The organism is Nonomuraea sp. NPDC048901 (assembly GCF_040649695.1).
In the GTDB taxonomy this organism is placed as follows: domain Bacteria; phylum Actinomycetota; class Actinomycetes; order Streptosporangiales; family Streptosporangiaceae; genus Nonomuraea.
Window position 1 is genome coordinate 761,576 of the sequence record NZ_JBEZFW010000005.1, and the last position, 24,097, is coordinate 785,672.

Genomic DNA, 24,097 nt, shown 5'->3' on the forward strand with positions numbered 1-24,097 from the left:
TCTAGTCGGGCGGTTGGTCTGAGCGGGCGGTGGAGGCGGGCGGCTGGTCTTATCGGGAGGTGGAGGCGGGCGGCTGGTCTTATCGGGAGGTAGAGGCGTGCAGCTGGTCGAGTAGTTCGGCGGCGACGGCCAGGATGCGGCACTCCGCCGGGGTGAGCCGCTGGGCCATCGCCTCGGCCAGCCACACGTCCGTGGTGCCGGCCTGCTCGGTGAGGATCGCGGTGCCGCGTTCGGTGAGGACGATCTGGTGCCGGCGGCGGTCGTCCTCGTCGCGGGAGCGGCGGATCAGGCCCTGTTCGTCCAGCGCGGCCAGGACGCGGGTGACGGACTGGGGTTGCAGATGTTCGGCCGATGCCAGCTCTCCGGCGGTCATGGCGCCGCGCCGGTGCAGGTGGCCGAGCAGCGAGAGGGCCAGGGCGCCGAGGCCGTGTGCGGGGCGCTCCTCGCGCAGGCGCCGCGCCAGGCCGACGGCTGCGCGGCGGAGTGACACGGCCGTGGCTCGTAGTTCCGCATCGTCCATGATTATTACGGTAGCACTTACTAAATGTCCGTCTGCACTTGGTGTTCACGTGATATTTACTACGCAATGCGTATAGATGGTGCTAGGCTCCCGCGTCGGGAGGTGTCGACGTGGGGATCGAGACGCGACGTATGATCGCCGCCGCGCTGGGGCTCGGCGGGCCGGTCGCGTGGGGTGTCGCCGCCGGACATCCCGACCTGGGCGCGCTGGCCGCCATCGGCGCCCTCGCCGTGAGCGGAGTTTCCCTGAGCGGAGGCCGGGCGGTGGTGAGCGGAGTCTCCGTGGGCGGAGGCTTGGCGGGCATGACACGCGCCGACGGCGTCGCCGCACCCACCAGGGGCGCCTCTTTGGCTGAGGGGCTGGTGCGCGGAGGTTACGCACTGGTGGCCACGACCGGGGCGGGGCTCGTCGGTGTCATCGCTGGCGGGCACGGCTGGATCACGGCGGTGACCGTCGTGCTCGTCGCTGCTGTGGTGGCGGTGGTGGGCGGGATGAGCCGCCCCATGGCCGAGCACACCACGCGCTTCATCGTCTTCATGGTCATCACGACCGGCCTGGGCGCCCAGGGCGCCGCTCCCGTCGCCGCCGCCGTACTGCTCGCCGAAGGGGCGATCTGGGGCCTACTGGTCACGGCCCTCGTCACGGCACTGCCCACGGCACTGCCCACCGCGCCAGCCACTGCACCTCCCGCTGCACCGCCCACCACACCGCCCACCGCGGTGGGCGCCCGAACGCGACGACCACCCCAAAGGGAACGCACATCCTCGAGCAGAGCGCTTCTGAAGCGCTGGTGGCGGACGCTCGGGACCGTGCGCGGCTGGCAGTACGCCATCCGCCTGACCACCTGCCTGGCCGCCGCGGAGGTCATCGGCCTGGTGTGGCCGCAGCCGAACGCCTCCTGGATCGCCGTCACCGTCGTGATCGTGGTCAGGCGACAGCTGGACGGCGCGCTGCGGCGGGCGATCGAGCGGGCCGCGGGCACCGCCGCCGGAGTGCTGGCCGGGTCCGCCGTGCTGCTGTGGGTGCCGCCGTCGTGGCTGTTCGTGCTGCTCGTCTCAGTACTGGCCGCGGTCCGCCCGGTGCTCAAGGATCGCCAGTACACCCTGTACGCGACCGTCATGACGCCGCTCGTCCTGCTGCTCATGGAGGGCGGCGGAAGAGTGGCCCCCGCCACGATCGGGTACCGGCTGGCGGACACGGCCATAGGCTGCGTGCTGGCTCTGGGGATCGGCTATCTACCCTGGACAGTACGCCGGGAGAGGAGCGTACGTGCCATCGTGGACTGACCATGCGATCTGGTGGCAGGTCTACCCGCTCGGCTTCACCGGAGCGCCGGCCACCGCCCAGGAGGGTGTGCGGCACCGGCTGCGCCACCTGGAGGCGTGGCTGGACTATGTCGTGGAGCTCGGCTGCTCGGGGCTGCAGCTCGGGCCGATCTTCGCCGCCGAGACCCACGGCTACGACACCGTCGATCACTTCAGGATCGACCCGCGCCTCGGTGACGACGCCGACTTCGACTCCCTCGTCGCCGAGGCGCGGCGGCGCGGGCTCCGGATCATCCTCGACGGCGTGTTCAACCACGTCGGCCGGTCGTTCCAGGCGGACGAGCGATGGTTCAGGAGGGGGCCCGACGGCTACGAGGTGTTCGAAGGGCATCCGGGGCTTATCGCGCTCGACCACGCCGAACCGGCCGTGCGAGACCACGTCGCCGCCGTACTGAACCACTGGCTCGACCGCGGCGCGGCGGGCTGGCGGCTCGACGCGGCCTATGCCGTGCCGGCGTCGTTCTGGCGGGAGGTGCTGCCCGAGGTGCGGGCGCGGCACCCGGAGGCGTGGTTCGGCGGCGAGGTGATCCACGGCGACTATGCCGGATATGTCGCCGAGTCGGGGCTCGACTCCGTCACCCAGTACGAGCTGTGGAAGGCCATCTGGAGCTCCCTGAACGACCGGAACCTCTTCGAGCTGGCCTGGGCCCTCGACCGCCACGACGGATTGCTGGACAGCTTCGTCCCCCTCACCTTCGTCGGGAACCACGACGTCACCAGGCTCGCCACCCGCCTCGAGAATCCCCTCCACCTCGGCCACGCCCTGGCCGTGCTCTTCACCGTCGGCGGCCTGCCGAGCGTCTACTACGGCGACGAGCAGGCGTTCCAGGGACTGAAGGAGGAGCGGGCGGGTGGTGACGACGCGATCAGGCCGGAGTTCCCGGCGGAGCCCGGCGGCCTCGCCCCGGACGGGATCGAGGTCTACCGGTTGCACCAGCGGCTCATCGGCCTGCGCAGGCGCCACCCGTGGCTGGTCAGAGCCCGTACCACCGCCGAGCACCTGACCAACACGGCCGTGGCCCTTCGCTCCCGCCCGCGCGACGGCGGCGGCGACGGGACGGAGATCGTCACGCTGCTGAACCTCGGCGACCAGCCGCACCACTTCCCGATCGGCCGGGCCGACCCGGCCGAGCCGCGGCACGGCGTGATCGATCCGGCCGTCGTCCCGGCGCACAGCTGGAGTGTCGTGACGCAGGTCACCGAGGAAGTAGGGAATAGCGGGAAGCAGTCAGGCCGTTAACAATGGCGTGAACGAGGCATACGTGACAGACCAGAGCGCCCGCAGCGGCGCCGGATGTTGCTGTATGGGGCGAATGTCCGCTATGGGCTGCCAGGTCCGCTAACCAGCCGTCCCTCCTCGAAGGTCACCCATGCTTACTCCCAGTTTCGTGCTGCGCAGGTTGAGCCACCTGCCCTTCCACCCCGGCACCCGTTAGACCGCCCGCCCGCGGGCCCTCCAACGATGTTGATGTCGATTTCAGCGGCGTGCTGCCGCTCTTAGTGGTGGGGATTTTTCGTGATTCAGGCGTCCGGCCTGCGCAAGGTGTACGGGAACACCGTCGCTCTCGACGGCGTCGACATACACGTACGCGAAGGTGAGATCTACGGCGTGCTCGGTCAGAGCGGTGCGGGCAAGAGCACCCTCCTGCGCTGCGTCAACCTGCTCGAACGCCCCACCGCGGGCACCGTCACCGTCGCCGGACAGGACCTGACCGCGCTGCGCAGCGGCGAGCTCAACCGCGCCAGGCAGCGCATCGGCATGATCCACCAGCACTTCGCGCTGCTCTCCTCGCGCACGGTCGCCGGAAACGTCGCCTTCCCGCTGGAGGTCATGGGCGTGCCCAGGGCCGAGCGGGAACGCCGCGTCGCCGAACTCCTCGACCTGGTCGGCCTCGGCGGGCGGGGCGGCGACCGCCCGAACCAGCTCTCAGGCGGGCAGAAGCAGCGCGTCGGCATCGCCAGGGCACTCGCGGGCAACCCGTCGGTCCTGCTGTCGGACGAGGCCACGTCGGCGCTCGACCCGGCCACCACGCAGTCGATCCTGGCCCTGCTCAAGCGGCTCAACACCGAGCTGGGCCTGACGATCCTGCTGATCACCCACGAGATGAACGTCGTCAAGAGCATCTGCGACTCGGTCGCCATCATGTCGGACGGCCGCGTCGAGGAATCGGGCACGATCGCCGACCTGATCAGGACGCCGGGATCGCGACTGACGCGCGAGATCTTCCCGCTGCCCGAACCGGCGCCCGCGGGCTCGGTCACGCTCACCTTCACCGGCGACCCGCGACAGGCGGTGGTGTCGGAGGTGGTGCGCAAGTTCGACGTGGACGTGAACATCCTGGGCGGCTCGATCGAGGACCTCGCGGGTGGCGCCGTCGGCCGCCTGCGGGTGTCCTTCTCGGGGGGCGAGGAGGCCGGCGCGCTGGACTTCCTGCGCTCGCGGGGGGTGCTGGTGTCGTGATGAAAACCAACATTCTTCTTGTACGGCACAGCACGGTGGGCCCCACCCGCCGTCCGGGGCGGGCGTCTGTCCAGGGACACGCTCCTCCGGCGGAGGTGGCTGAGCGCCGTGACGTGCGCCTTCTTGGCCCCGGTCCGTGGTTTTCCGGGAAAGGCCCCGATCCCTGGCTTTCGGAGGAGGACCCGGTTCGTGGGTCTTCGGGGGAGGACCCGACCCGTGGGTCTTCGGGGGAGGACCCGGTCCGTGAGTTTTCGGGGGAGGAGTCGGCATGACCTGGGATGAGATGGGGCCGTTGCTCTGGGAGGCGGCCGGGCAGACCGCGCAGATGGTCGGCTGGTCGGCCCTCTTCACGGTGCTGTTCGGGCTGCCGCTGGGCGTGGCGCTCGTGGTGTTCGATCGCGGGGGGCTGCGGCCGGTGCCGGCGTTGAAGTCGGTGCTGGGCGTCGTGGTGAATGTGGGGCGGTCGCTGCCGTTCATCGTGCTGATGATCGCCATCATTCCCTTCACCCGGCTCGTCGTGGGCACCACCATCGGCACCGCGGCCGTGGTCGTGCCGCTCACCGTGGGGGCGGTGCCGTTCTTCGCCAGGCTGGTGGAGACGGCGCTGCGCGAGGTGGGCGCCGACGTGGTGCAGGCGGCTCAAGCGATGGGCGCCGGTCGTACGACGATCGTGCGCAAGGTGCTGCTGCCCGAGGCGCTGCCCGGCCTCGTCGCCGCGGTGACCGTCACCGTCGTCGCGCTCATCGGCTACTCCGCCATGGCCGGGACCATCGGCGGGGGCGGGCTGGGGGACCTCGCCGTCAGGTACGGGTACCAGCGGTTCGAGACCCTGCTCATGATCGTCACTGTCGTGCTGCTCGTCGTGCTGGTGCAGCTGATCCAGAGCCTGGGCGACCTGGTCGCCCGCCGGCTATCGCATAAGTAAGGAAAAACAATGAAATTTCGGACCATTGTGGGCGCTATTGCCCTTGCCCTGTTGCTCGCCGCATGCGGAACGTCGCAGGGAGCGACCAGCAAGACCGCCGAGTCGGCCGACACAGTGCTGAAGGTGGGCGCCAGCCCGGTCCCGCACGCCGAGATCCTGAACTTCGTCAAGCAGAACCTGGCTCCGGCGGCCGGGCTGAAGCTGGACATCGTGGAGTTCACGGACTACGTGCAGCCGAACGTACAGCTCAGTGAGGGCCAGCTGGACGCGAACTTCTTCCAGCACAAGCCCTACCTGGACGACTTCAACGCCTCCAAGGGCACCAAGCTGAGCTTCGTGGCGCCGGTGCACCTTGAGCCGCTGGGGCTGTACTCCAAGAAGGTGACCGCCTTGGCCGCCCTGCCGCAGGGCGCCACCGTGGCCGTGCCCAACGACGCCACGAACCTGGGCCGCGCGCTCAAGCTGCTCGCCGACAACGGCGTGGTCAAGCTCAAGGACGGCGCCGGCACCGCGGCGACCGAGCGTGACGTGACCGACAACCCGAAGAAGCTGGTGTTCAAGCCGCTGGAGGCCGCGCAGCTGCCCCGCTCGCTCGACGACGTCGACGCCGCGGTCATCAACGGCAACTACGCCATCGAGGCCGGACTCAAGCCCGCTTCGCAAGCCCTGGTGCTGGAGAAGGCCGAGGGGAACCCGTACGTCAATGGGCTGGTTGTGGCCGCTGGGCATGAAAAGGACGCGAATATCGTGACCTTGGGCAAGCTCCTTCAGGACCCGAAGGTCAAGGAATTCATCAAGCAGAAGTACGCCGGTTCCGTGATCGCTGCCGGATAATAGCCGATAAATCCGGAAGATCGGGAAAATCCTCTTATCCAGCCACCTTTGGTGTTAAGTCGGTTGAAAGTGCGTGGCAATCGGTCAGGCGTACGAAGGCTGGGTCAGCAATACCTCTCCCGAGGAGGCCCTCGTGCGATTCGTTTCGCGAATCCTGATCGGCGTCGCAGCCACCACCGTGGTGGCCATCGGCGCACCGGCAGCGGCCACTGCCACCACCGTCACCACCGCCACTCCAGCCACGACCTCGTCGAGCTTCTACGACGCGAGCTGGGGACCCTACTTCTCCAGCGATCACAAGGCCAAGGCGGAAGGCCACGTGAGCGTGGACAAGAAGCGGTTCAAGTTCTGGCACTGGAAGACGTTCTTCGTCAAGTCGAAGGTGTGCACCTTCGACAAGAAGACGCACAAGAAGCACTGCGAGTTCGTCGTCAAGAAGATCAAGAAGCGCGTGTGGGAGTGGCGGTTCAGCTACTTCTTCACCGTCGACAGCACTCTCACCAACTACAAGTGGTGGGGCCACAACAAGTGCGCGTGGGAGACCTTCAAGGTCGTCGGCAGCGACGGTCACGCGTCGTTCAAGTCCTTCTCCACGTGCGGCAGGCACCCCGAGGAGTTCTCCTTCTCGGGTAAGGACGCCGCCCATATCTTTGTGGACGTGAGCAGGGGCAACCGGCACGGACCGACAGGGTTCCACTCCGGGTGGCAGGACGTGTATCACGCCGCCTGAGCAGAACGCGGAGCCGCGATCTCGACGCTGAGATCGCGGCTTCGCCGTATTCACCGGGCCTTCCGGGATCGCTGGCATTGCGCGCACGTTCCCGAATAGTGTTCGGTCATGTACCCGGGAGCCATCGCGGCCGTCACCCCCGACAAGCCCGCTGTGATCATGGCCGGCTCCGGCCAGGTCGTCACCTACCGGCAGCTGGACGAGGAGTCGAACCGGCTGGCCCACCTGTTCCGCGCCGCCGGGCTACGGCCGGGTGACCACGTCGCCTTCATGCTCCCCAACCATCCCCTCTTCCTGGCCATCGCCTGGGCGGCGCAGCGGTCGGGCCTGTACTACACGGCGATCAGCTCCCGGCTGGGCACCGACGAGCTCGCGTACATCGTGAACAACTGCGGCGCCCGGGTGTTCATCTCGGACGCCAGCCTGGCGGAGGTCGCCACTTCGATCACCGCCGTGACGCCCGGTGTCGAGCTGCGCCTCATGCTGGACGGCGCCGCCGAGGGCTACGACTCCTACGAGCAGGCGGTGGCGGGTCAGCCGGCCACGCCGATCGCCGACGAGTGCCAGGGCTCCGACATGCTCTACTCCTCCGGCACCACCGGCAGGCCCAAGGGCGTCAAGCCCCCTCTGCCGCGTACACCGCTGACGGAGCCGAACATGCTGCTCCAGCTCATCCAGGGCCTGTTCGCGCCGACGGCCGACAGCGTCTATCTGTCGCCCGCGCCGCTCTACCACGCCGCGCCGCTGCGCTACTGCCTGAGCTTCCAGCGGCTCGGCGCGACGATCGTGGTGATGGAGCGCTTCGATCCCGAACGCTATCTGGAGCTGGTCGAGAAGTACGGGGTGACGCATTCGCAGCTCGTCCCGACCATGTTCATCAAGATGCTCAAACTGCCCGCCGAGATCCGGAAAAAGTACGACCTGTCGTCCCTGCAGTGCGCCATCCACGCGGCCGCCCCCTGCCCCATCCCCGTCAAGGAGCAGATGATCGCCTGGTGGGGCCCGATCATCCACGAGTACTACGCGGGTACCGAGGGCAACGGCTTCCTCTACACCGGCTCGCAGGACTGGCTGGAGCACCGGGGCACCGTCGGCCGCTCGCTGCTCGGCACCGTGCGCGTCTGCGATGAGGACGGCAATGAACTGCCGGCCGGCGAGCACGGCACGATCTACTTCGACAGCTCCACCCGCTTCGAATACCACGGCGACCCGGACAAGACCCGCTCCGTCCAGGACCCGCAGGGGAGGGGCTGGACCACGCTCGGCGACATCGGCTACCTGGACGCCGACGGCTTCCTCTACCTCACGGACCGCCGCTCGTACATGATCATCTCGGGCGGCGTGAACATCTACCCGCAGGAGGCGGAGAACATCCTGTGCCTGCACCCGAAGGTCGCCGACGTGGCCGTCTTCGGAGTGCCGGACGAGGAGATGGGCGAGCAGGTCAAGGCCGTGGTGCAGCCGGCGTCGATGGCCGAGGCGGGGCCGGAGCTGGAGGCGGAGCTGATCGAGTATTGCCGGGCGCGACTGGCCCACTACAAGTGTCCCAAGTCGGTGGACTTCCGCGTGGAGCTTCCGCGCCACCCCACGGGCAAGCTCTACAAGCGGTTGCTGAAGGACGAGTACTGGCCCACCGGCGCGTAGGCCCCGCGCCCGCGCCGAGCGCGCGTAGTTGACCTCTGACCGGCCACTTTCTGTCAAGGTCCGGCTAAAGATCGACCGCGCGCCCGCCGCCGAACGGGCGCTGCCGCGCCATTGACACCGCTGGGGAGACGACCTAGCTTGCTTATTGCAGACGTGTTTCGTCTAAATTAACCGCGGCTCCACCTATCTCTCCCCACGCCGCTTCCGAGAGCAGCCCCATCGCGGAGCTCCCCCGAAGCCGCAGCTCGGCTGCCGAAGCAGCCCGACCCCCCCTCACGTACCAAGTCGCCACATCGGACTTCCGCATTCTCGAGAGCGGATGGCCCGGTTCACTTCCCCCATTTCTCCTTCGCCCCCGGAAGGAACCCATCATGGTGAGCGAGAGCGTCCCCTTGCAGCCCGAACCGATCACCGCACCGGCCACGGCGGGCAAAACCCGTCCAGTCGTGGCCTGGGGCATGACGGTGATGCTGGTCGGCGTCATGCTGATCGCCTACCTCGACAAGGCGATCCTCGGGCTCGTCGCCCAGCCGGCCATGGCCGACCTGGGGCTCACGGCGGCCGAGTTCGGGGCCATCAGCAGCGCCGCGGGCCTGCTCGGCCCGCTCTCGGTGTTCCTGTACGCGCTGGTGGCCGACAGGCTGCCCGTCAAGACGACCCTCTTCACCGTCGTCCTCATCTGGTGCCTGCTCCAGCTGCCCGTCTTCTTCGCCGCGTCAGGAGGACTGCTCCTGGCGACGCGGTTCCTGCTCGGCCTGGCCGAGGGGCCCGCGACGCCGACGGCGTACGCGACCGCGTACAGCTGGTGGCCGAACGAACGGCGTGGCCTGCCCACGGCGCTGCTGACGACCGGGGCCTCGTTCGGCAAGCTGCTCTTCGCCCCGCCGCTGGCGCTCATCATCGCCGCCTTCAGCTGGGAGGCGGGGTTCCTCGCCGTCGCGATCCTCGGCCTGCTCTGGGCCGTGGGCTGGCTGTTCATCGGGCGGGAAGGGCCCTACAGCCAGGCGGTCACCACCAAAGCGCGGCCGGAGGCTCCGGCGGCGTCCGGACCGCGCGCGCCCGTCCGCGCCATCCTGCTGACCGGCACCTTCGCCGGGTTCGTGATCGCCAACAGCGCCGCCGCGATGATCGCGATCGTGGTCCTCACCTGGCTGCCCTCCTACTTCCAGCTGGGCCTGGGGTTCTCCGCGGTGACGGCGGGCTCGCTGTTCGGCGTGCCGAGCATCGCCGCCATGGTGTTCCTGTACGGGTGCGGCGCCTGGAGCGACCGGCTGCTCAAGCGGGGGACGACGGCCCGTCGCGCCCGAGGGTTGATGGGCGGCGCGGTGCTGGGGCTGGGCGGGGTCTTCCTCGCGGCTCTGCCCCTCGCCTCCGGAGTGGCGTTCCCGATGGGCCTGCTGATGCTGGGCTACGGGCTGGCCATGACCGTCAACGCCATGACCAACCCGGCTCTCGTGCAGATAGCGCCGGTGGGCCAGCAGAGGAGCATCCTGTCGATCGGACTGGCCGTGACCGGCATCGTGGCGGCCGGCGGGCCGTTGCTCACGGGCCGCGTGCTGGACAGCGCGCGGGCGACGGGTGCGCTCGCCGAGGGCTACACCACGGTCTTCGCGCTGATGGGCGGCATCGCCATCGTGGGCGGGCTGCTGTTCGCCCTGGTGGTGAACCCCGAGCGCGACGCGGCCAAGGTGGAGGCGGCCCGGCTCGCGCGCTAGCGGCGGTCCTGACGGCGGTCCAGCAGCCGCTGAGCCAGGCGGTCGAGTGATCACAGGTGCCAGCCGAGCAGGTTCCAGTGCTGGCAGAACCAGAGGAGGGCGAGCAGTCCCGCCAGCACGACCACCTGGTGGCCGCGGGCCAGGACGCCCGCGCGCCGCCAGGCCCTCACGGTGGTGGCGACCCCGGCGACGGTGAGTGCGAGGACCAGCAGCGGCAGCACCAGGAGGACCTGGACGGTGGCCGGCACGCCGTACAGGATGCTCGTGTCGCCGGTCAGGACCAGCGTGAACAGCACCACGAACACCAGCCCGACGGCGGCGGCGAGCCCGGCCAGGACACGCCCGGTGCGCCAGGCACGCGGAACGGGACGCTTCTTGACCAGGCGGACCACAGCGGCCACCGGCAGGCCGAGCACGGCGGTCAGGGCGGTGACGGCGAACAACAGGACGATGACGACGTTGACCGGCGGGGTGTCCCACCAGGGGACGCGTTGGTAGGCGGGGCCGTCCGTGGCCACGTACGCGACACCGCTTCCACCGGTCACCAGCGCCAGCCGCCGCGTGCCGCCGTCCTGCTGATAAAGCCCGGGCCCCAGCGGGCTCCACGTCGAGCCCCCGAAGACGAGCTTCCCGCCCTCCACCCGCAGCCGGGTGGAACTGGTCAGGGCGACCACCTTCTCGATGCTGGACTCGGCGGACCGGGTGGGCTTGTAGAAGCCTTCGACAGGCATGACGGGAGCGCCGCCGTCGGGCACGGCGCGCTTTCCGGGCAGGAAGCGGTCGAAGAAGGCAGGAATGATCTTGGTGGCGGCGTCGGTCCCGCCCGGACTGTTGGTGGAGATGAACAGGCCGAGGTCGGCGTCGGGCACCAGCAGCAACGCGCTCTCGAAGCGCTCCCAGCCGCCGTCGTGCATGATCACGCGATGCCCGTCGAGCGTCTGCTCCTTGAACCCGTGGGCGTACCCGTCGATGCGCGGATCGGCCGCGAACGTCCGCCGGTGCATGAGCCGGCCCGTGGGCTCGTCGAGGATGCGCTGGTCGCCGAAGCGTCCGTCCCGCAGGTGGGCGATCATGAAGTGGGCCATGTCGTTCGCGGTGGCGCTGATCGACCCGTCGGGGGCGAGGTTGTCGAAGACGAACGGCTTGCGCCGGTACGCCCCGCCCTCGTAGTCGTAGCTGCGCGCCAGATCCGCGGCCAAGGGGGCGGGGACGGGCTCGGCGGCCGTGCTGTGCCGCATCGCGAGCGGGTCGAGGATGTGGTCGCGTATGTACTCGTCGTACGGCTGCCCGCTCACCCGCGACACGATGTATCCGGCCAGCGCCGCCCCATAGTTCGAGTACGCCGACACCTCGCCGGGCGGGCGCACCCGCGCGGGCATGTTGTCGGCGAGATAGTCCCCCAAGGGTGGCACGTCGTCCTTGCTCCGCGCCCCCACGCCGATCGTGCGGTCCTCGAATCCGGCCGTGTGGTCCATCAGGTCCTGCAGTGTGATCGGCCGGGGGTAGGTCGCGGGGATCCGGAACGCGGTGAGGTAGCGGTTCACGTCCGCCTTCAGGTCCAGCCTGCCGCGCTGGACCTGCTGCATCACCGCGGTCCAGGTGAACAGCTTGGTGATCGAGGCGATCCGGACCATTGAGGTGCCGGGGTCGAAGGGCCTGCGGTTCTCGACGTCGGCCAGTCCGTACCCCTTGCTGAAGAGGATCTTCCCGCCGCCCACGACCGAGACGACCGCGCCCGGCACGTGGTTGGCCGCCAGCACGTCCGCCACCGCGGCGTCGAAGAAGGCTGCCAGAGCACGTTCGTCCGGAATATCGGTAGCTGCCGCGGCGGGACGCGGCACGAGGATCGTCAGCGCCGCGCACACCGCGACGAGCATCGAACGGAAGACATACACGGGACGACTCCTCACCCTGTCGAGGCCATCCACGGTGCGGCCGGCGAGGGGGCGGCCGCATCGCCATCGCGGCCATAGCCGTCTCCGACGAAAGTGGGAGACGGCCCGGCGTCCGGCACCGACGCTGGTATGAGGTGGCGCGCCGCCGCCCTGGCTACGCTGGACCGATGCTGTTGTACCGCGCGGCGTCGCGGCGGTCGGCCGCGCTCGGGCCACACGCGATCAGCGCGGCCTCCGTGGCGCTCTGCCTGTTCCTCACCGTCCTGGCGGTCAAGACGCCGTGGGCGCCGCTGCCGCGACCGGTCATCGCCGCCGCCGGGCTGGCAGGCACGGGTGCGGTGTGGTTCCGGGGCCGGTGGCCGGTCGCGGTGGCCGTCGTCGGGGCGGGCGCGTACGTGCTGTCGGGCAACCCGGGGCCGCTGCTGATCAGCCTGTTCTCCGGCGCGGGCACGCGTTTCCTGGCGCTGGCGGCGATCGGCATGGCGGGGTTCCTGGCCCAGCAGTGGGTGGACGGCGGCCGGTTGGGCACGGACGCGCTGATCTCGGCGGTGACCGCCACCGGGGTCACGCTGGCGGCAGGGGCGTACGCCGCCACCCGCCGCGAGCTGACCCGATCACTGCGCGAGCGCGCCGAACGCGCCGAGACCGAGCAGCGGCTGCGCAACGAGCAGGCGAGGTCCGCCGAGCGCGGCCGGATCGCCCGGGAGATGCACGACGTGCTCGCGCACAAGGTCACGCTCATCTCGCTGCACGCCGGCGGCCTGGAGGTGAACGCGAGCGCCGGGCCGGAGCGCGTCGAGCGGGAGGCGGCGCTGATCCGGGTCAGCGCGCAGGAGGCGCTCGAAGAGCTGCGCAAGATCCTCGGCGTGCTGCGCGCCGGGCCCGACGATGACGACGACGGCTTCCCCGACCTGCGGCGGCTGGTCGACTCCTGGGTATCGATCGGCGGCACCGTCACCCTGCACGGCGATATCGGCACGTGGCCGCCGGAGACGGCCAGGGCCGCCCATCGCCTCGTCCAGGAGGGCCTGACCAACGCGCACAAGCACGCCCACGGAGCCCCGATCACGGTCACGGCGACCGGGAGCAGGGAAGACGGTGTCACGATCGCGGTGGTCAACGGACGATCGCTTCAGCCAAGTCTGGAGACCGGCGCCGGGGTCGGTCTGGTGGGCCTGGCGGAGCGTTTCCGGCTGATCGGCGGAAGGGTGCGCGGCGGGCCCGACGATGCGGGAGGCTGGCGTCTTGAGGGCCGGCTGCCGTGGCACGCCGCGGACACATCGCCGGGGGAATCACATGATCAGGACGCTGCTGGTTGACGACGAGTCGCTGATCCGCGCGGGGCTGCGGTTCATCATCGAGTCCGCACCCGACGTGGAGATCGTGGGCGAGGCCGAGGACGGCAACCAGGCCGTCGAGGCGGTCCGCCGCCTCGGGCCCGACGTCGTCCTGATGGACATCAGGATGCCCCGGTACGACGGCCTGGCCGCCACCGGGGCCATCCGCCGGCTCGACCGGGCACCCGCGGTGATCATCCTGACCACGTTCGACAGCGACGAGCACGTCTTCGCCGCCCTGGAGGCCGGGGCCTGCGGGTTCCTGCTCAAGGACACCTCGCCGCACGACCTGATCCGGGCGATCCGCCTCGCGCACGGCGGCGACTCGATGCTGTCCCCGCGGGTCACCCGGCGGCTGATCCACCGGCTCACCACTGACCAGCCCATTCGGCGCCGCCGTGACGCGCTCGCCCGGCTGGAGGCCCTGACCGCCCGCGAGCGCGAGGTGCTCACCGAGGTCGGGTTCGGCCGCTCCAACACCGAGATCGCGGCCCGCCTGAACATGAGCGAGGCCACGGTCAAGAGCCACATCTCCCATCTGTTCGACAAGCTCGCCGTCACGAACCGCGTACAGGTGGCCATCGCCGCCTACCGCGCCGGCCTGGTCGACTGACTCAGCCCAGCCCCGTCTCGAATAAAGATCTGGAACGTCTTTACAGACGGCTTTCGTCTATATACATTTCGGGGGCGAAAGGAGTGAACATGTCGATGAACCTCGATGCCGTCGGACAGACCTGGGAGTCGGGCGAGCACACGTGGACCTCGAAGGACGCCATCCTGTACGCCCTGGGGGTCGGCGCCGGAGCGCAGGATCCACTGGCCGAGTTGCCCTTCACCACCGAGAACTCACACGGGATCGCCCAGCAGGTGCTGCCCACCTTCGCCGTGATGCTCGGCGGCGGCGGAGGCGGCCCCAAGCTGGGTGACTTCGACTTCGCGCAGATCCTGCACGCCGAGCAGTCGATCCGGCTGGCCGGTCCGCTGCCCGTGGACGGCCGGGTGCGCTCGACCTCCCACGTGGCGGGCATCTACGACAAGGGCAGCGGCGCGCTGGCCATCATGGAGTCCACGATCGTCGACGCCGACACGGGCGCGCCGGTCGTGGAGGTCAGAACCGGGATCTTCGTCCGTGGCGAGGGCGGTTTCGGCGGAGAGCGGGGGGAGTCGGCCCCGTGGGAGCGGCCCGACCGCCCGGCCGACCACGTCGTCGTCTACCCGACCCGCATCGATCAGGCGCTTCTGTACCGGCTGAGCGGGGACCGCAACCCCTTGCACTCCGACCCGTGGCTGGCCGCCCGCGCCGGCTTCGAACGCCCCATCCTGCACGGGCTGTGCACGTACGGGTTCACCGGCCGGGCCCTGCTGCACACGCTGTGCGGCTCGGACCCGGCGGCGTTCGGCGGGATGTCGGCCCGCTTCGCCGCTCCGGTGGTGCCCGGACAGGAGCTCGCCGTGCACATCTGGGACGACGGCCGGTTCATCACCAAGGTGGGAGACACCGTGGTGCTCGACCGCGGCGTGTTCACCGGGGCGTCGCGGTGAAGCCGCAGCCCACGCCGGAGACGGCGCCTTACTGGGAAGGCGCCCGCCAAGGCGAGCTGCGGGTGCAGCGCTGCGGCGCCTGCGACCGTCACTACTTCTACCCGCGCCCCTCCTGCCGCTACTGCTTCTCGCAGGAGGTGCATTGGGTGACCGTGTCCGGCCGGGCGCGCCTCGTGTCCTACGTCATCAACCAGCGGCCGATGAAGGGCCTGGAGGGACTGTCGCCGGTGATCGCGCTGGTCGAACTGGACGAAGGACCACGCCTCATGACCAACATCGTGGGCGTCGAGCCCACACCGGAGAACCTGCCGCTGGACCTGCGGCTACAGGTCTGCTTTCAGGATGACGTGCCGGTCTTCCAGCCGGAGGGAGTGACGGCATGAGCATGCACGGAGGCGATGTCGCGATCGTCGGAGCGGCGGAGACCGAGCAGGTCGGCGTACTGCCCGACGTCTCCATGATCGAGCTGCACGCGCGGGCGGCGCGCCGCGCCCTCAAGGACGCCGGCCTGACGCCGGCGGACGTGGACGGCATCGCCACCGCCGGCCCGCTGGCCATGGAGGTCTCCCACCACCTGGGCATCACGCCCCGCTGGCTGGACGGCACCATGGTCGGCGGCTGCAGCTTCATGCTGCACGTCCGGCACGCCGCCGCCGCGATCGCGGCCGGGGCCGCCGACGTGGTGCTCATCACGCACGGCGAGTCGGGCAGATCACGCGTAGGCGTGCCGCAGTACGGCATGAACGCGGCCTCCGCCGGAGGCCAGTTCGAGATGCCGTACGGGGCGGTGCTGCCGTACGCCACCTTCACCCTGCCCGCCCTGCGCTTCCTGCACGAGCGCGACATGGGCCGTGAGGACCTGGCCCAGGTGGTGGTGGCCCAGCGGGAGTGGGCGGCCAAGAACCCGCGCGCCATGCGTCGCGACATCGTGACCGTGGACGAGGTGCTGGCCGGGCCGGTGATCGCCTACCCGTTCACCAAGGACATGTGCTGCGTGGTCACCGACGGCGGCGGCGCCCTGGTGCTGACCAGCGCCGAGCGGGCGGCCGATCTGCCCGGGCGCCCGGTGTACCTACTGGGCTCGGGCGAGTCGGCCGAAGGCGCGCTGGTCTCCCAGATGGAGGATCCAGGCTCCAGCCTGGCCTTCCGGCGCTCCAGCGCGGAGGCGTTCGCCACGGCCGGGGTGAGCCACGGGGACATCGACCACCTGATGTGCTACGACGCCTTCGCCCACGTACCGCTGTACATGCTCGAGGACCTCGGCTTCGTCGGCCGCGGCGAGTCGGGCGCCTTCATCGCCGACGGCCACACCCGGCCGGGCGGCTCGCTGCCCATGAACACCAACGGCGGCGGGCTCAGTTACACCCACACCGGGATGTACGGGATGTTCGCCATCCAGGAGTCCGTCCGCCAGCTCAGGGGCGAGGCGGACGCGCAGGTGCCGGATGTGGAGATCGGGTTCGTGCAGGGCGTGGGGATGTTCTTCGCGGCCTCGGGGAGCCTGGTGCTGTCCAACCGCAGACCCTGACCCGGAACTACACGACATTAGGAGGTAAAAGCCCATATGAGCGGTATCTGTGAAGGCCGGGTGGCGATCGTGACCGGCGCGGGCCGCGGTCTCGGCCGTACGCACGCGCTGGAACTGGCGCGGCAGGGGGCCCACGTGGTGGTCAACGACCTCGGCGGCGCCACGGACGGCACCGGGTCCGACGCCGGCGCGGCGCAACTGGTGGTGGACGAGATCGTGGCGGCGGGCGGCAATGCCGTCGCCAACACCGACGACGTCGCCGACTGGCAGGGCGCGAAGCGGCTCATCGACCAGGCGATCGGCGAGTTCGGCGGCCTGGACGTCCTGGTGAACAACGCCGGCATCCTGCGCGACCAGACCATCGCGTCCATGACGCAGGAGAACTGGGACGCGGTGATCCGGGTCCACCTGCGTGGCACCGCAGGGCCGACCCATTTCGCCGCGGGATACTGGCGCGCGCGGGCCAAGGAGAGCGGGCAGCCACTGCGCGCAAGGCTCATCAACACCACTTCGGCCTCGGGCATCTACGGCAACTTCGGCCAATCCAACTATGGTGCGGCCAAGGCCGGCATCGCCGCGTTCACCCTCATCGCGGCCACGGAACTCGGCCGCTACGGTGTGACCGCGAACGCCGTCGCGCCCGCCGCGTTCACCCGGCTCACCGAGGCCGTCATGCCGGTCGATTACGCCGCCGGTCTCGGGCCCGAGCAGGTCTCGCCGCTGGTGGCCTGGCTGGCCAGTACGGAGAGCGACGCTGTCACCGGGCGGGTGTTCGACGTCGGCGGCGGGCGGATCGGTGTCGCCGAGGCGTGGCGGCTCGGCCCGGAAGTGACCAAGCAGGATCTTTGGGACGCCGCGGACCTCGGCAGCGTGATCCCGGACCTGGTCGCCAAGGCCGCGCCAAACGTCGACATGAGCGGCCGACCGGTCGCCGGTTGACCTTCACCACAGTTGGGCAGCTTCACCACTGTTGGGCACCTTGACCACCGTTGGGCGTCACCACAGTTGGGCCAGTGTTCGCGAAAGGACCCAGGACACGTGACATCGACCGAAGTCGCCGCCGACGGATTCTTCACCGCGGTCCTCGCCCATCCCGACCGCCCGGCCCTGATCGGCCCTGGAGAGCTGGGCTTCGGAGAACGGCGGCGGGTCACCTTCGGTGAGCTCCGCGCGAGAGCCAATCAGGTCTCCAACGGGCTCCGTGACCTGGGCCTCGTCCGCGGTGACGTGGTGGCCGCGATGGTCAGGAACGACTCGACGTACTTCGAGCTCGTCCTGGCCACCGGCCAGATCGGCCTTTACCTGGTGCCGATCAACACCCACCTCGCGCCGGCGGAGGCGGCGTACATCGTCCGCGACAGCGACGCCAAGGTCCTCGTCGCGCACGCCGACCTTGCCGCCGAGCTCGGCCCGCTCGTCCAGCACCGCTTCGCCGTGGCCGGCGAGGCGCCGGGGTGGTCCTCGTACGAGGGCTTCGGGGGCTCGGCGGAGGACCCCGCGGACCGCAGCTCCGGTGTGATCATGGGCTACACCTCGGGCACCACCGGACGGCCCCGAGGCGTTAAGCGTCCCTTGCCCGACCTCACCCCCGAGCGGCTGGCCGCGATGACGACCGGATTGAGCCGCATGTCCGGCCTGGTCAGTGGGGAAGGGACGCACCTGGTCACGTCGCCGCTGTACCACGCCGCCCCCGGCTCGTACGCGATGTCGGCCCTGCATCTCGGGCATACCGTGGTCGTCCACGAGAGGTTCGACGCTGAGGCGACGCTGCGCGACATCGAGCGCTACCGCGTGACCTCCAGCCACATGGTGCCGACCCACTTCCACCGCATGCTGCGCCTGCCCGCGGCCGTACGGGAGCGCTACGACCTGTCGAGCCTGCGCACGCTGGTGCACGCGGGCGCACCCTGTCCGGTTGAGGTCAAGCGTCAGATGATCGAATGGGTCGGCCCGATCCTGTGGGAGTACCTCGGCGCCACCGAGGGGATGGTCAGCACGGTCGGCTCGCCGGAATGGCTGGCCAGGCCCGGCACGGTGGGGCGGCCCTTCCCCGGCTTCGTGGTGAAGCTGCTCGACGACACCGGCGCCGAGGTGCCGGTGGGGGAGGCGGGCACGATCTACTTCGGCGGCTCCGGCACGTTCGAGTACCACAACGACCCCGACAAGACGCGCGCCGGCCGCGCCCACGGCCTGCCCACGGTCGGGGACATCGGCCGCTTCGACGAGGACGGCTACCTCTACCTGCTGGACCGGCGCACCGACCTCATCCTGTCCGGCGGCGTGAACATCTACTCGGCGGAGATCGAGCAGCACCTGATCACGCACCCGTCGGTGTCCGACGTCGCCGTGATCGGCGTGCCGGACCCCGAGTGGGGGCAGAGCGTACTGGCCATGGTCCAGCCCGCTGACCCCGCCATGGTCGGCGAGGACCTCGCGGACGAGCTAGCGGCGTACTGCAAGGACGGGCTGGCCTCGTACAAGCGTCCGCGCCGTTACGAGTTCCGCTCCGACTTCCCACGCTCGGCGGCGGGCAAGCTGCTGCGCCGTGAGCTGCGCGACGAGTACGGGAGGTGACGAGCCGTTGATCGCCGGGTCGCTACGTGGCGTAGTAGCCGCGCTGACTTGAGACCGTACGAGCCGAGCGCGTCGATGTACGCTGCCCCCACGAGTAACCTCCCGCTCGGCTTGGAGGGCCATGTTCGGCATCGGCGTTATCGAGCTCATCATCGCGTTAGCCGCGATCCTGGCCATCGCGACGTTCGTTTTCGTGGTGATGGTCGCCAACCGCCGCAAGTGATGAGGCGGCCAGGCTGACCGGCTACAGGCTCCGGCGCTGAGGACGGCGATAGTGAGATTTGCTGGAGCATTCGGGAACTGCCAGAGTGACGAAATGTCGCGACTCGTTCCTGAACTGATCTGCTCCGACATCCAGGCCAGTCTGGCCTTCTATCGCCTGCTGGGCTTCGAGATTCGCTACGAGCGCCCCCAGGAGCGATTCGCTTACCTTGAACGTGACGGGGCGGCGGACTTGATGTTGGAGCAGCCGTGGAGTCAGGACCGTCTCTACCCACGCGCGGAGCTGGACCACCCGTACGGGCGTGGGATCAACCTGACGGTTGAGGTGGATGACGTGGAGCAGATTCACACCACGCTGCTTGCCGGCGGTTACGAGATGTGGCTGCCGTTGGAAGAGCGCTGGTACGACCGCAGCGTCGATGCCGTGGGCGTGCGCCAGTTCGCGGTGCAGGACCCGGACGGCTATCTACTGCGCGTCTCTCAGCAGCTTGGGACCCGCCCTCGATAGCCGCCCACGTGGTGCCGCGGTTGTAGATCGCCTCAGCTGTCGCCGACCGGCCCGTTGTAGACGAGCTTCGTAGACTCCGCGGGCACGATGATGTCGGCCACTTCGACCACCAGCTCGCCCGCGAAGTAGCTGCGTTCGACGACCATCACGATGCTGCCGGCGCTGATGCCGAGCGTCCGCGCCTCCTCCCGTGCGGCCGGCCGCGCCCACACTTCCTCGTCCCAGGTGTCGACCTGGATGCCGATCGCCGCCATCCGGTGGGTCACGCCGAGTCCCGCGTGCTGGCCGCCTTCCGGCACCGCGATCGGCGTACCCTTCGTGAGGCTCAACGGCTCCCAGCTGCCGTGACGATCCGCTCCTGCATGAGCCCGGCGAACGGCGACCCGGCCTGCCACTCCCGGAACCAGCTGTGCACAAGGGAGCGGCGCTGGACGGCGAGCTCACGGTTCACGGACAGGTGTGGCTTTTGGGCACCTGCCCGAACGCGACAACGCCGTTGAACGAGTTGTTCTGGGCGCAGAAGTTTACGCTCGGGTCACCGTTCGGCATCGGCCTGCACTGGACTCCCACAGGAGTATTCGGCGGGGCGACGATCCCAAGGAGCCCCAACAAAGTGCTGATTGCGGGGTCGCTGCTGTTTTGGACAGCGTTGCACGCCATTGGGATGGTTTGGGCGGCTTGGGCGAGGCCCGTGCCGGTAAGGGGAAGGGTGAGCGCGAGAGTTGCGATGGCCACGATGCCGCTGAGGCGGCCGAGAGGCATCTTCACCTTGACTCCTTAGAGGAAGTGGTGGACGGGTTCCATACAGAAGTGGGACTCCAGCAGCGTGTGCTCTGCCGCCTTTCAGTTGACGTGCCGGCAGGCGATCTGTCAGAGATCCGGTCGAAGCGGAACGACATCCGGCTTCGACATACCGAGCTCCCATGGTTCTGTTGGCGGTGACCGTGCAAACAGCGCGGCCTGAATTCGCGGTCGCGAACACGACCCCTTTCCCACTGGCGAGCCGGTCGATTTGCCGGTCATGGGCGAGCGGCGGCGGTTAAGCGTGGCTTTCAGCGGACGTGGGCAGCGCTCCGGCGCCGCCTTCCCCGACTGAACGATCGTGGCGTGACCGCGATCATTTTCTCCGCGCGACGAGCTCGGGACGGGTCACCGCGCATACGGGTTTAGGGAGCTTTTTATGAATCCTGCCCGTCCCGAGCGACGATCCAGATTGATGGATCGCGAGACGGAGGAGGGGCCCGTAACAGTGTTCTACGGGCAATGGCTTCTCTGGGGTTCCCGCAGAAAGTTCGAGTCTGTGAGGAGAGTTTTGTCGGGCAGGGCAACGCGGCGAAGCGCTGTAAAGGCCCTTACGCGGGTCGCGCACCCAGCCCGAGCACTGCGTCGGCCCCTCAGTTCATCGTGGTATCGACAACATCACCACTCGCGGGCGCCGATCAAAGCTTCCATATCCACGTCCGCGAAACCGTATGCCGACGCCACGAACCAAAAGTCCTCGGCGATCACTTCTCGCGCGACGGTCTCGATCTCACTGTCGGCCGCCTCGAACTCAGCCTCCAGCGCGTTGAACTCCTCCGTCGCGACCTCCGTGAGCAGATACAACGCCGCCAGATCCGAAGGCCGCTCGGCCTCGATCCGCTCGCACAGCCTCAGCAGGATCGCTTTCCCCTTGTCGACAACGTGATCGGGAAAATACCTGTCGTCGTACATGCCTCTGAGAAATGCGTGGTTGACCACTCGCTCGTTTGTGGGCGGCACCGGGATCCCCTGTTCTCCCCATCGGTCGGGTTCTTCGGCGGCTCCGGCTTCGCGTGCAGCGGATCTGATCGCCATCGGAGGCAGACTAGCGGCGCGCGGGATCAAACGTGCTCGTATCGGCCCACGTTCAAGGACGGTCGCCCCGGCTGACGAGTGCGTCGAAGAGAGGCCAGCCGTCCAGTTCCGACTCACCAGGGATTGTGGGCAGGGCATCGCGCGCCGCTGTCTCGTCGAGGAGTCGCCGGACGACCCCCGGCTCGTGGAGGTTGAGCAGATCTCCGCGACCATTGGTGATCGAGCCCGCGTACCAGTGCCCCTCGGCGACGTAGCGGCCGGGACCCGCGCGAAAGACGATGCGCAGGGTCACACCGGCGCCCTCGCGGTGAAGAGAGAGGATCTCGCGGCATTCGGCATGTTTGTGATGTACCGACCACAGCCAGGTCGCATCACCGACGACGAGGCTACGGAGCCGACCGTTGGTCCCCATCCCTGCACTCTATGAGGCGAGATGCGCAGCAGGCTCAGTGGCCGGAGCTTCCCGGGGCCTGACCCTTTCGGGGAGAAGTGTGTAGCGGGTCGGCCGATACGCCCGACCTGCATCACTTTATGCAATTGACTGGATGCTTACAGTGATTGACGCTGGTTGTGGCCTCGCACAACGCAATGGCCGCCAGTACGTCAAGGAGCACATCGCATGGACTCGCCAGAATTCTTCACCCAGGTCTACACGGCCAGCCAAGCATGCATACCCGAAGGCGACCTGTGTAGCGGCATCGCTGGGCCGGTCGGCCGATGCTGCCCGGGGCTGGTCTGCTGCTCGCTTGCCCCCGACCTCTCCGTGTGCAGGCGCCGCTGTCGATGAAGATCGGCTGGGGGCCGCAGACGGTCCTGGCCGGGCTGGCGTCCGGTGGGGCGGTGCTGGTGCGCACCGATACCGCGATCGGCGCGTATCTCAACGCCCCGGCGGCTTGCTGGCTGCGGTGGATCGTCGCGATCGAGCTGGATGGATCGCCCGGGCAGGCGGCCCTGAGCTGCTTGCGGGTGTGGGCGAGCGCGGGCCTCATCACGCTGGACGACCAGGCCGCGATTCTGGTCGGTGATCCCGAGATCGAGGAGTACGAGGAGCGCGGGCGGGCACTGCGGCGTGACCTGCTTCAGCGGGCCGCCCTGTTCCCGCGAGTCGGCACGCCGATCCTGGCGGTCGGGGTGGGCCGTGACTGCGCCTACTGCGACCAGCTCCTGACCGACCTGGCCGCCAACGCGCCCTTGCGGGACGGCGGTGTGGTGGTGTCCGGCGACGATCGGATTCGGCTGTTCGGAGCCTTTTCCGGCACCGGACTCGATCGGCTGGCCGACCTGCCCGACCCGGCCAGCCTGCCCGAGACGGGCGAGTCGACCGACTTGCCCGACTTGCCCGACCTGGCCGAGCTGGCCGAGCTGGCCGATCTGCCCGAGCTGGCCGAGATGGCCCGAGCGGCCGCGCCCCTGGGCACCCCCAGCGGCGTGCTGCTCCGCCCAGGCGCGCCCCCGCGGATCCTGGAGGGCTACCACCAGGTGAGCGCCGCGATCGTGTCGATGCTCGGGGACGAACCCGACCGAGTGGTGATGGAAACCCCCAGTTCCTGCTCGGTGAACGTCACCTCCGGCGAGGGCACCTCGGTGCGGCCGGTCCGCGCCGGCGACCGCGTCGTGGGGATCGCCACCCGGGGTGCGGTCACCGGCGAACTCGACGGCTGGCTGTCGGCGCACACCGCCGACGCCGCGTACGCGCCGGCCACCCTCACCGTCGAACGGCCCAGAAACCTGTACCTGGTGTATCGGGGCGGCGCGATGATCGCCCGGCACAGAACGCCGGCCGACACCATCGCCTGCCTGCAGACCATGCTGGCCGGCTACGCGGACCACGCCGGCGCCGCCGAGGACGAGGCCGACGTCGACTGCGGGGTGCTGTGGCATCCCGCCCACGGGGCCGTGCTCATCCCCAATCACTGGCTGTCGCCGATGGCCAGGAAGTCCTCCCGGCTGCGCCGCAGTGGCTGGCAGCTGTGCCCGCAACCGTACGTCCGGCTCGGCATGCGCGACGGTCAGGCGTGGGCGCGGGTGCGTCCGCTCGGCGAAGATCCCCGGATGGCACCGGTCGCCTTCCTGGCCGTGGATCCACCGGCCCCGGCGACCGATGAGCAGCCCGCCCGCACCCCCAGCACCGAAGAACGCGCGGCGCAACTGGTGTGCTGGGCGGTCCGGCCGCTCACCCCGCCGCACCTGCGCGCCCTGGCCGCCACCGCCCACCACATCCCCATCCGTACACTGGGCCCTGACCCGATCCTCGCCCAGCTCCCCGACCTGGTACTCGCGCGAGGAGCCGACCCGCTCAAGCGGACGAGGGCCGATTAAACCGTCCCTGACCTGTGTGGTTGCCGCCCAAGGTAAATTTCCGACCAGGTTCATACGGATAACCGGGCCGTGACCAGCTGTGATAAGGCTGCCGTCAACCCTCTCATACAGTTCTGATCACCGGCTTAACCTGCACTTAGGGACCACCTACCTGTGTGGAAACCCCACTTTACGCAGGCGCG

24 protein-coding genes are annotated in these 24,097 nt (G+C 69.2%); 17 read left to right on the top strand and 7 right to left on the bottom strand.

Annotation, left to right across the window (positions count from 1 at the left end; genetic code table 11):
* Window positions 1-79: 79 nt before the first annotated feature.
* On the bottom strand, window positions 80-520 hold the full coding sequence (locus AB0C30_RS21115; RefSeq protein WP_357946266.1) for a MarR family transcriptional regulator: 441 nt from the start codon (window positions 518-520) through the stop codon (window positions 80-82).
* Between the two features lie 110 nt (window positions 521-630).
* Between AB0C30_RS21115 and AB0C30_RS21120 the strand changes: the two genes are divergently transcribed.
* From AB0C30_RS21120 to AB0C30_RS21155, 8 genes are all read left to right on the top strand, one after another.
* Window positions 631-1,806: an FUSC family protein gene (locus AB0C30_RS21120; RefSeq protein WP_357946269.1), complete on the top strand. Its 1,176-nt coding sequence runs from the start codon at window positions 631-633 to the stop codon at window positions 1,804-1,806.
* Window positions 1,790-3,085 carry an alpha-amylase family glycosyl hydrolase gene (locus AB0C30_RS21125; protein WP_357946272.1) on the top strand — a complete coding sequence of 432 codons (1,296 nt, stop codon included), beginning with the start codon at window positions 1,790-1,792 and terminating at the stop codon, window positions 3,083-3,085. Before AB0C30_RS21120 ends, AB0C30_RS21125 begins: the two co-directional genes overlap by 17 nt.
* 276 nt (window positions 3,086-3,361) lie before the next feature.
* Window positions 3,362-4,306 carry an ATP-binding cassette domain-containing protein gene (locus AB0C30_RS21130; RefSeq protein ID WP_357946275.1) on the top strand — a complete coding sequence of 315 codons (945 nt, stop codon included), beginning with the start codon at window positions 3,362-3,364 and terminating at the stop codon, window positions 4,304-4,306.
* Between the two features lie 268 nt (window positions 4,307-4,574).
* Complete coding sequence (locus tag AB0C30_RS21135; protein WP_357946278.1) at window positions 4,575-5,231, top strand: methionine ABC transporter permease; 657 nt, start codon at window positions 4,575-4,577, stop codon at window positions 5,229-5,231.
* A gap of 9 nt (window positions 5,232-5,240) precedes the next feature.
* Complete coding sequence (locus tag AB0C30_RS21140; RefSeq protein WP_357946281.1) at window positions 5,241-6,065, top strand: MetQ/NlpA family ABC transporter substrate-binding protein; 825 nt, start codon at window positions 5,241-5,243, stop codon at window positions 6,063-6,065.
* A gap of 133 nt (window positions 6,066-6,198) precedes the next feature.
* Complete coding sequence (locus tag AB0C30_RS21145; protein WP_357946284.1) at window positions 6,199-6,795, top strand: hypothetical protein; 597 nt, start codon at window positions 6,199-6,201, stop codon at window positions 6,793-6,795.
* A 108-nt stretch (window positions 6,796-6,903) separates the two neighbouring features.
* A complete protein-coding gene (locus AB0C30_RS21150) occupies window positions 6,904-8,439 on the top strand; it encodes an AMP-binding protein (RefSeq protein WP_357946286.1) in 1,536 nt (511 codons plus the stop codon).
* Between the two features lie 371 nt (window positions 8,440-8,810).
* Window positions 8,811-10,154 carry an MFS transporter gene (locus AB0C30_RS21155; RefSeq protein WP_357946288.1) on the top strand — a complete coding sequence of 448 codons (1,344 nt, stop codon included), beginning with the start codon at window positions 8,811-8,813 and terminating at the stop codon, window positions 10,152-10,154.
* A 50-nt stretch (window positions 10,155-10,204) separates the two neighbouring features.
* Here AB0C30_RS21155 and AB0C30_RS21160 read toward each other — a convergent pair whose 3' ends face one another.
* Window positions 10,205-12,049 (bottom strand): serine hydrolase domain-containing protein, encoded by a 1,845-nt coding sequence (locus tag AB0C30_RS21160; RefSeq protein ID WP_357946291.1) that lies wholly within the window; start codon window positions 12,047-12,049, stop codon window positions 10,205-10,207.
* Between the two features lie 167 nt (window positions 12,050-12,216).
* On the opposite strand from AB0C30_RS21160, the gene AB0C30_RS21165 reads away from it, so the two are divergent.
* The 8 genes from AB0C30_RS21165 to AB0C30_RS21200 all read left to right on the top strand — a co-directional run bounded on the left by AB0C30_RS21165 (window position 12,217) and on the right by AB0C30_RS21200 (window position 19,760).
* Complete coding sequence (locus tag AB0C30_RS21165) at window positions 12,217-13,368, top strand: histidine kinase (RefSeq protein ID WP_357946293.1); 1,152 nt, start codon at window positions 12,217-12,219, stop codon at window positions 13,366-13,368.
* Window positions 13,346-13,999: a response regulator transcription factor gene (locus tag AB0C30_RS21170; protein ID WP_357946296.1), complete on the top strand. Its 654-nt coding sequence runs from the start codon at window positions 13,346-13,348 to the stop codon at window positions 13,997-13,999. Before AB0C30_RS21165 ends, AB0C30_RS21170 begins: the two co-directional genes overlap by 23 nt.
* Before the next feature lie 89 nt (window positions 14,000-14,088).
* Complete coding sequence (locus AB0C30_RS21175; protein WP_357946299.1) at window positions 14,089-14,928, top strand: MaoC/PaaZ C-terminal domain-containing protein; 840 nt, start codon at window positions 14,089-14,091, stop codon at window positions 14,926-14,928.
* The gene (locus tag AB0C30_RS21180; RefSeq protein ID WP_357946302.1) at window positions 14,925-15,311 is read left to right on the top strand and encodes an OB-fold domain-containing protein; all 387 of its coding nucleotides are present in this window, start codon (window positions 14,925-14,927) and stop codon (window positions 15,309-15,311) included. Before AB0C30_RS21175 ends, AB0C30_RS21180 begins: the two co-directional genes overlap by 4 nt.
* Window positions 15,308-16,456 carry a thiolase gene (locus tag AB0C30_RS21185; RefSeq protein WP_357946305.1) on the top strand — a complete coding sequence of 383 codons (1,149 nt, stop codon included), beginning with the start codon at window positions 15,308-15,310 and terminating at the stop codon, window positions 16,454-16,456. The genes AB0C30_RS21180 and AB0C30_RS21185 overlap by 4 nt, the downstream gene beginning before the upstream one ends.
* 36 nt (window positions 16,457-16,492) lie before the next feature.
* Complete coding sequence (locus AB0C30_RS21190; RefSeq protein ID WP_357946307.1) at window positions 16,493-17,395, top strand: SDR family oxidoreductase; 903 nt, start codon at window positions 16,493-16,495, stop codon at window positions 17,393-17,395.
* Window positions 17,396-17,494: 99 nt separating this feature from the next.
* Window positions 17,495-19,030, top strand: a complete 1,536-nt coding sequence (locus tag AB0C30_RS21195; protein ID WP_357946310.1) for an AMP-binding protein — start codon at window positions 17,495-17,497, stop codon at window positions 19,028-19,030.
* Between the two features lie 316 nt (window positions 19,031-19,346).
* Window positions 19,347-19,760, top strand: a complete 414-nt coding sequence (locus AB0C30_RS21200) for a VOC family protein (RefSeq protein WP_357946312.1) — start codon at window positions 19,347-19,349, stop codon at window positions 19,758-19,760.
* Window positions 19,761-19,792: 32 nt separating this feature from the next.
* On the opposite strand, the gene AB0C30_RS21205 is transcribed toward AB0C30_RS21200, so the two are convergent.
* From AB0C30_RS21205 to AB0C30_RS21225, 5 genes are all read right to left on the bottom strand, one after another.
* Window positions 19,793-20,089 carry a UTRA domain-containing protein gene (locus tag AB0C30_RS21205; protein ID WP_357946315.1) on the bottom strand — a complete coding sequence of 99 codons (297 nt, stop codon included), beginning with the start codon at window positions 20,087-20,089 and terminating at the stop codon, window positions 19,793-19,795.
* On the bottom strand, window positions 20,086-20,211 hold the full coding sequence (locus tag AB0C30_RS21210) for a hypothetical protein (protein WP_357946318.1): 126 nt from the start codon (window positions 20,209-20,211) through the stop codon (window positions 20,086-20,088). Before AB0C30_RS21210 ends, AB0C30_RS21205 begins: the two co-directional genes overlap by 4 nt.
* The gene (locus AB0C30_RS21215; RefSeq protein WP_357946320.1) at window positions 20,208-20,528 is read right to left on the bottom strand and encodes a hydrophobin family protein; all 321 of its coding nucleotides are present in this window, start codon (window positions 20,526-20,528) and stop codon (window positions 20,208-20,210) included. The genes AB0C30_RS21210 and AB0C30_RS21215 overlap by 4 nt, the downstream gene beginning before the upstream one ends.
* Window positions 20,529-21,179: 651 nt before the next feature.
* Window positions 21,180-21,596, bottom strand: coding sequence for a DUF5713 family protein (locus tag AB0C30_RS21220; RefSeq protein ID WP_357946323.1), 417 nt, complete (start codon window positions 21,594-21,596; stop codon window positions 21,180-21,182).
* A 52-nt stretch (window positions 21,597-21,648) separates the two neighbouring features.
* Window positions 21,649-22,008: a hypothetical protein gene (locus tag AB0C30_RS21225; RefSeq protein ID WP_357946325.1), complete on the bottom strand. Its 360-nt coding sequence runs from the start codon at window positions 22,006-22,008 to the stop codon at window positions 21,649-21,651.
* 353 nt (window positions 22,009-22,361) lie between these two features.
* Between AB0C30_RS21225 and AB0C30_RS21230 the strand changes: the two genes are divergently transcribed.
* Window positions 22,362-23,915: a hypothetical protein gene (locus AB0C30_RS21230; protein WP_357946328.1), complete on the top strand. Its 1,554-nt coding sequence runs from the start codon at window positions 22,362-22,364 to the stop codon at window positions 23,913-23,915.
* Window positions 23,916-24,097 lie beyond the last annotated feature (182 nt).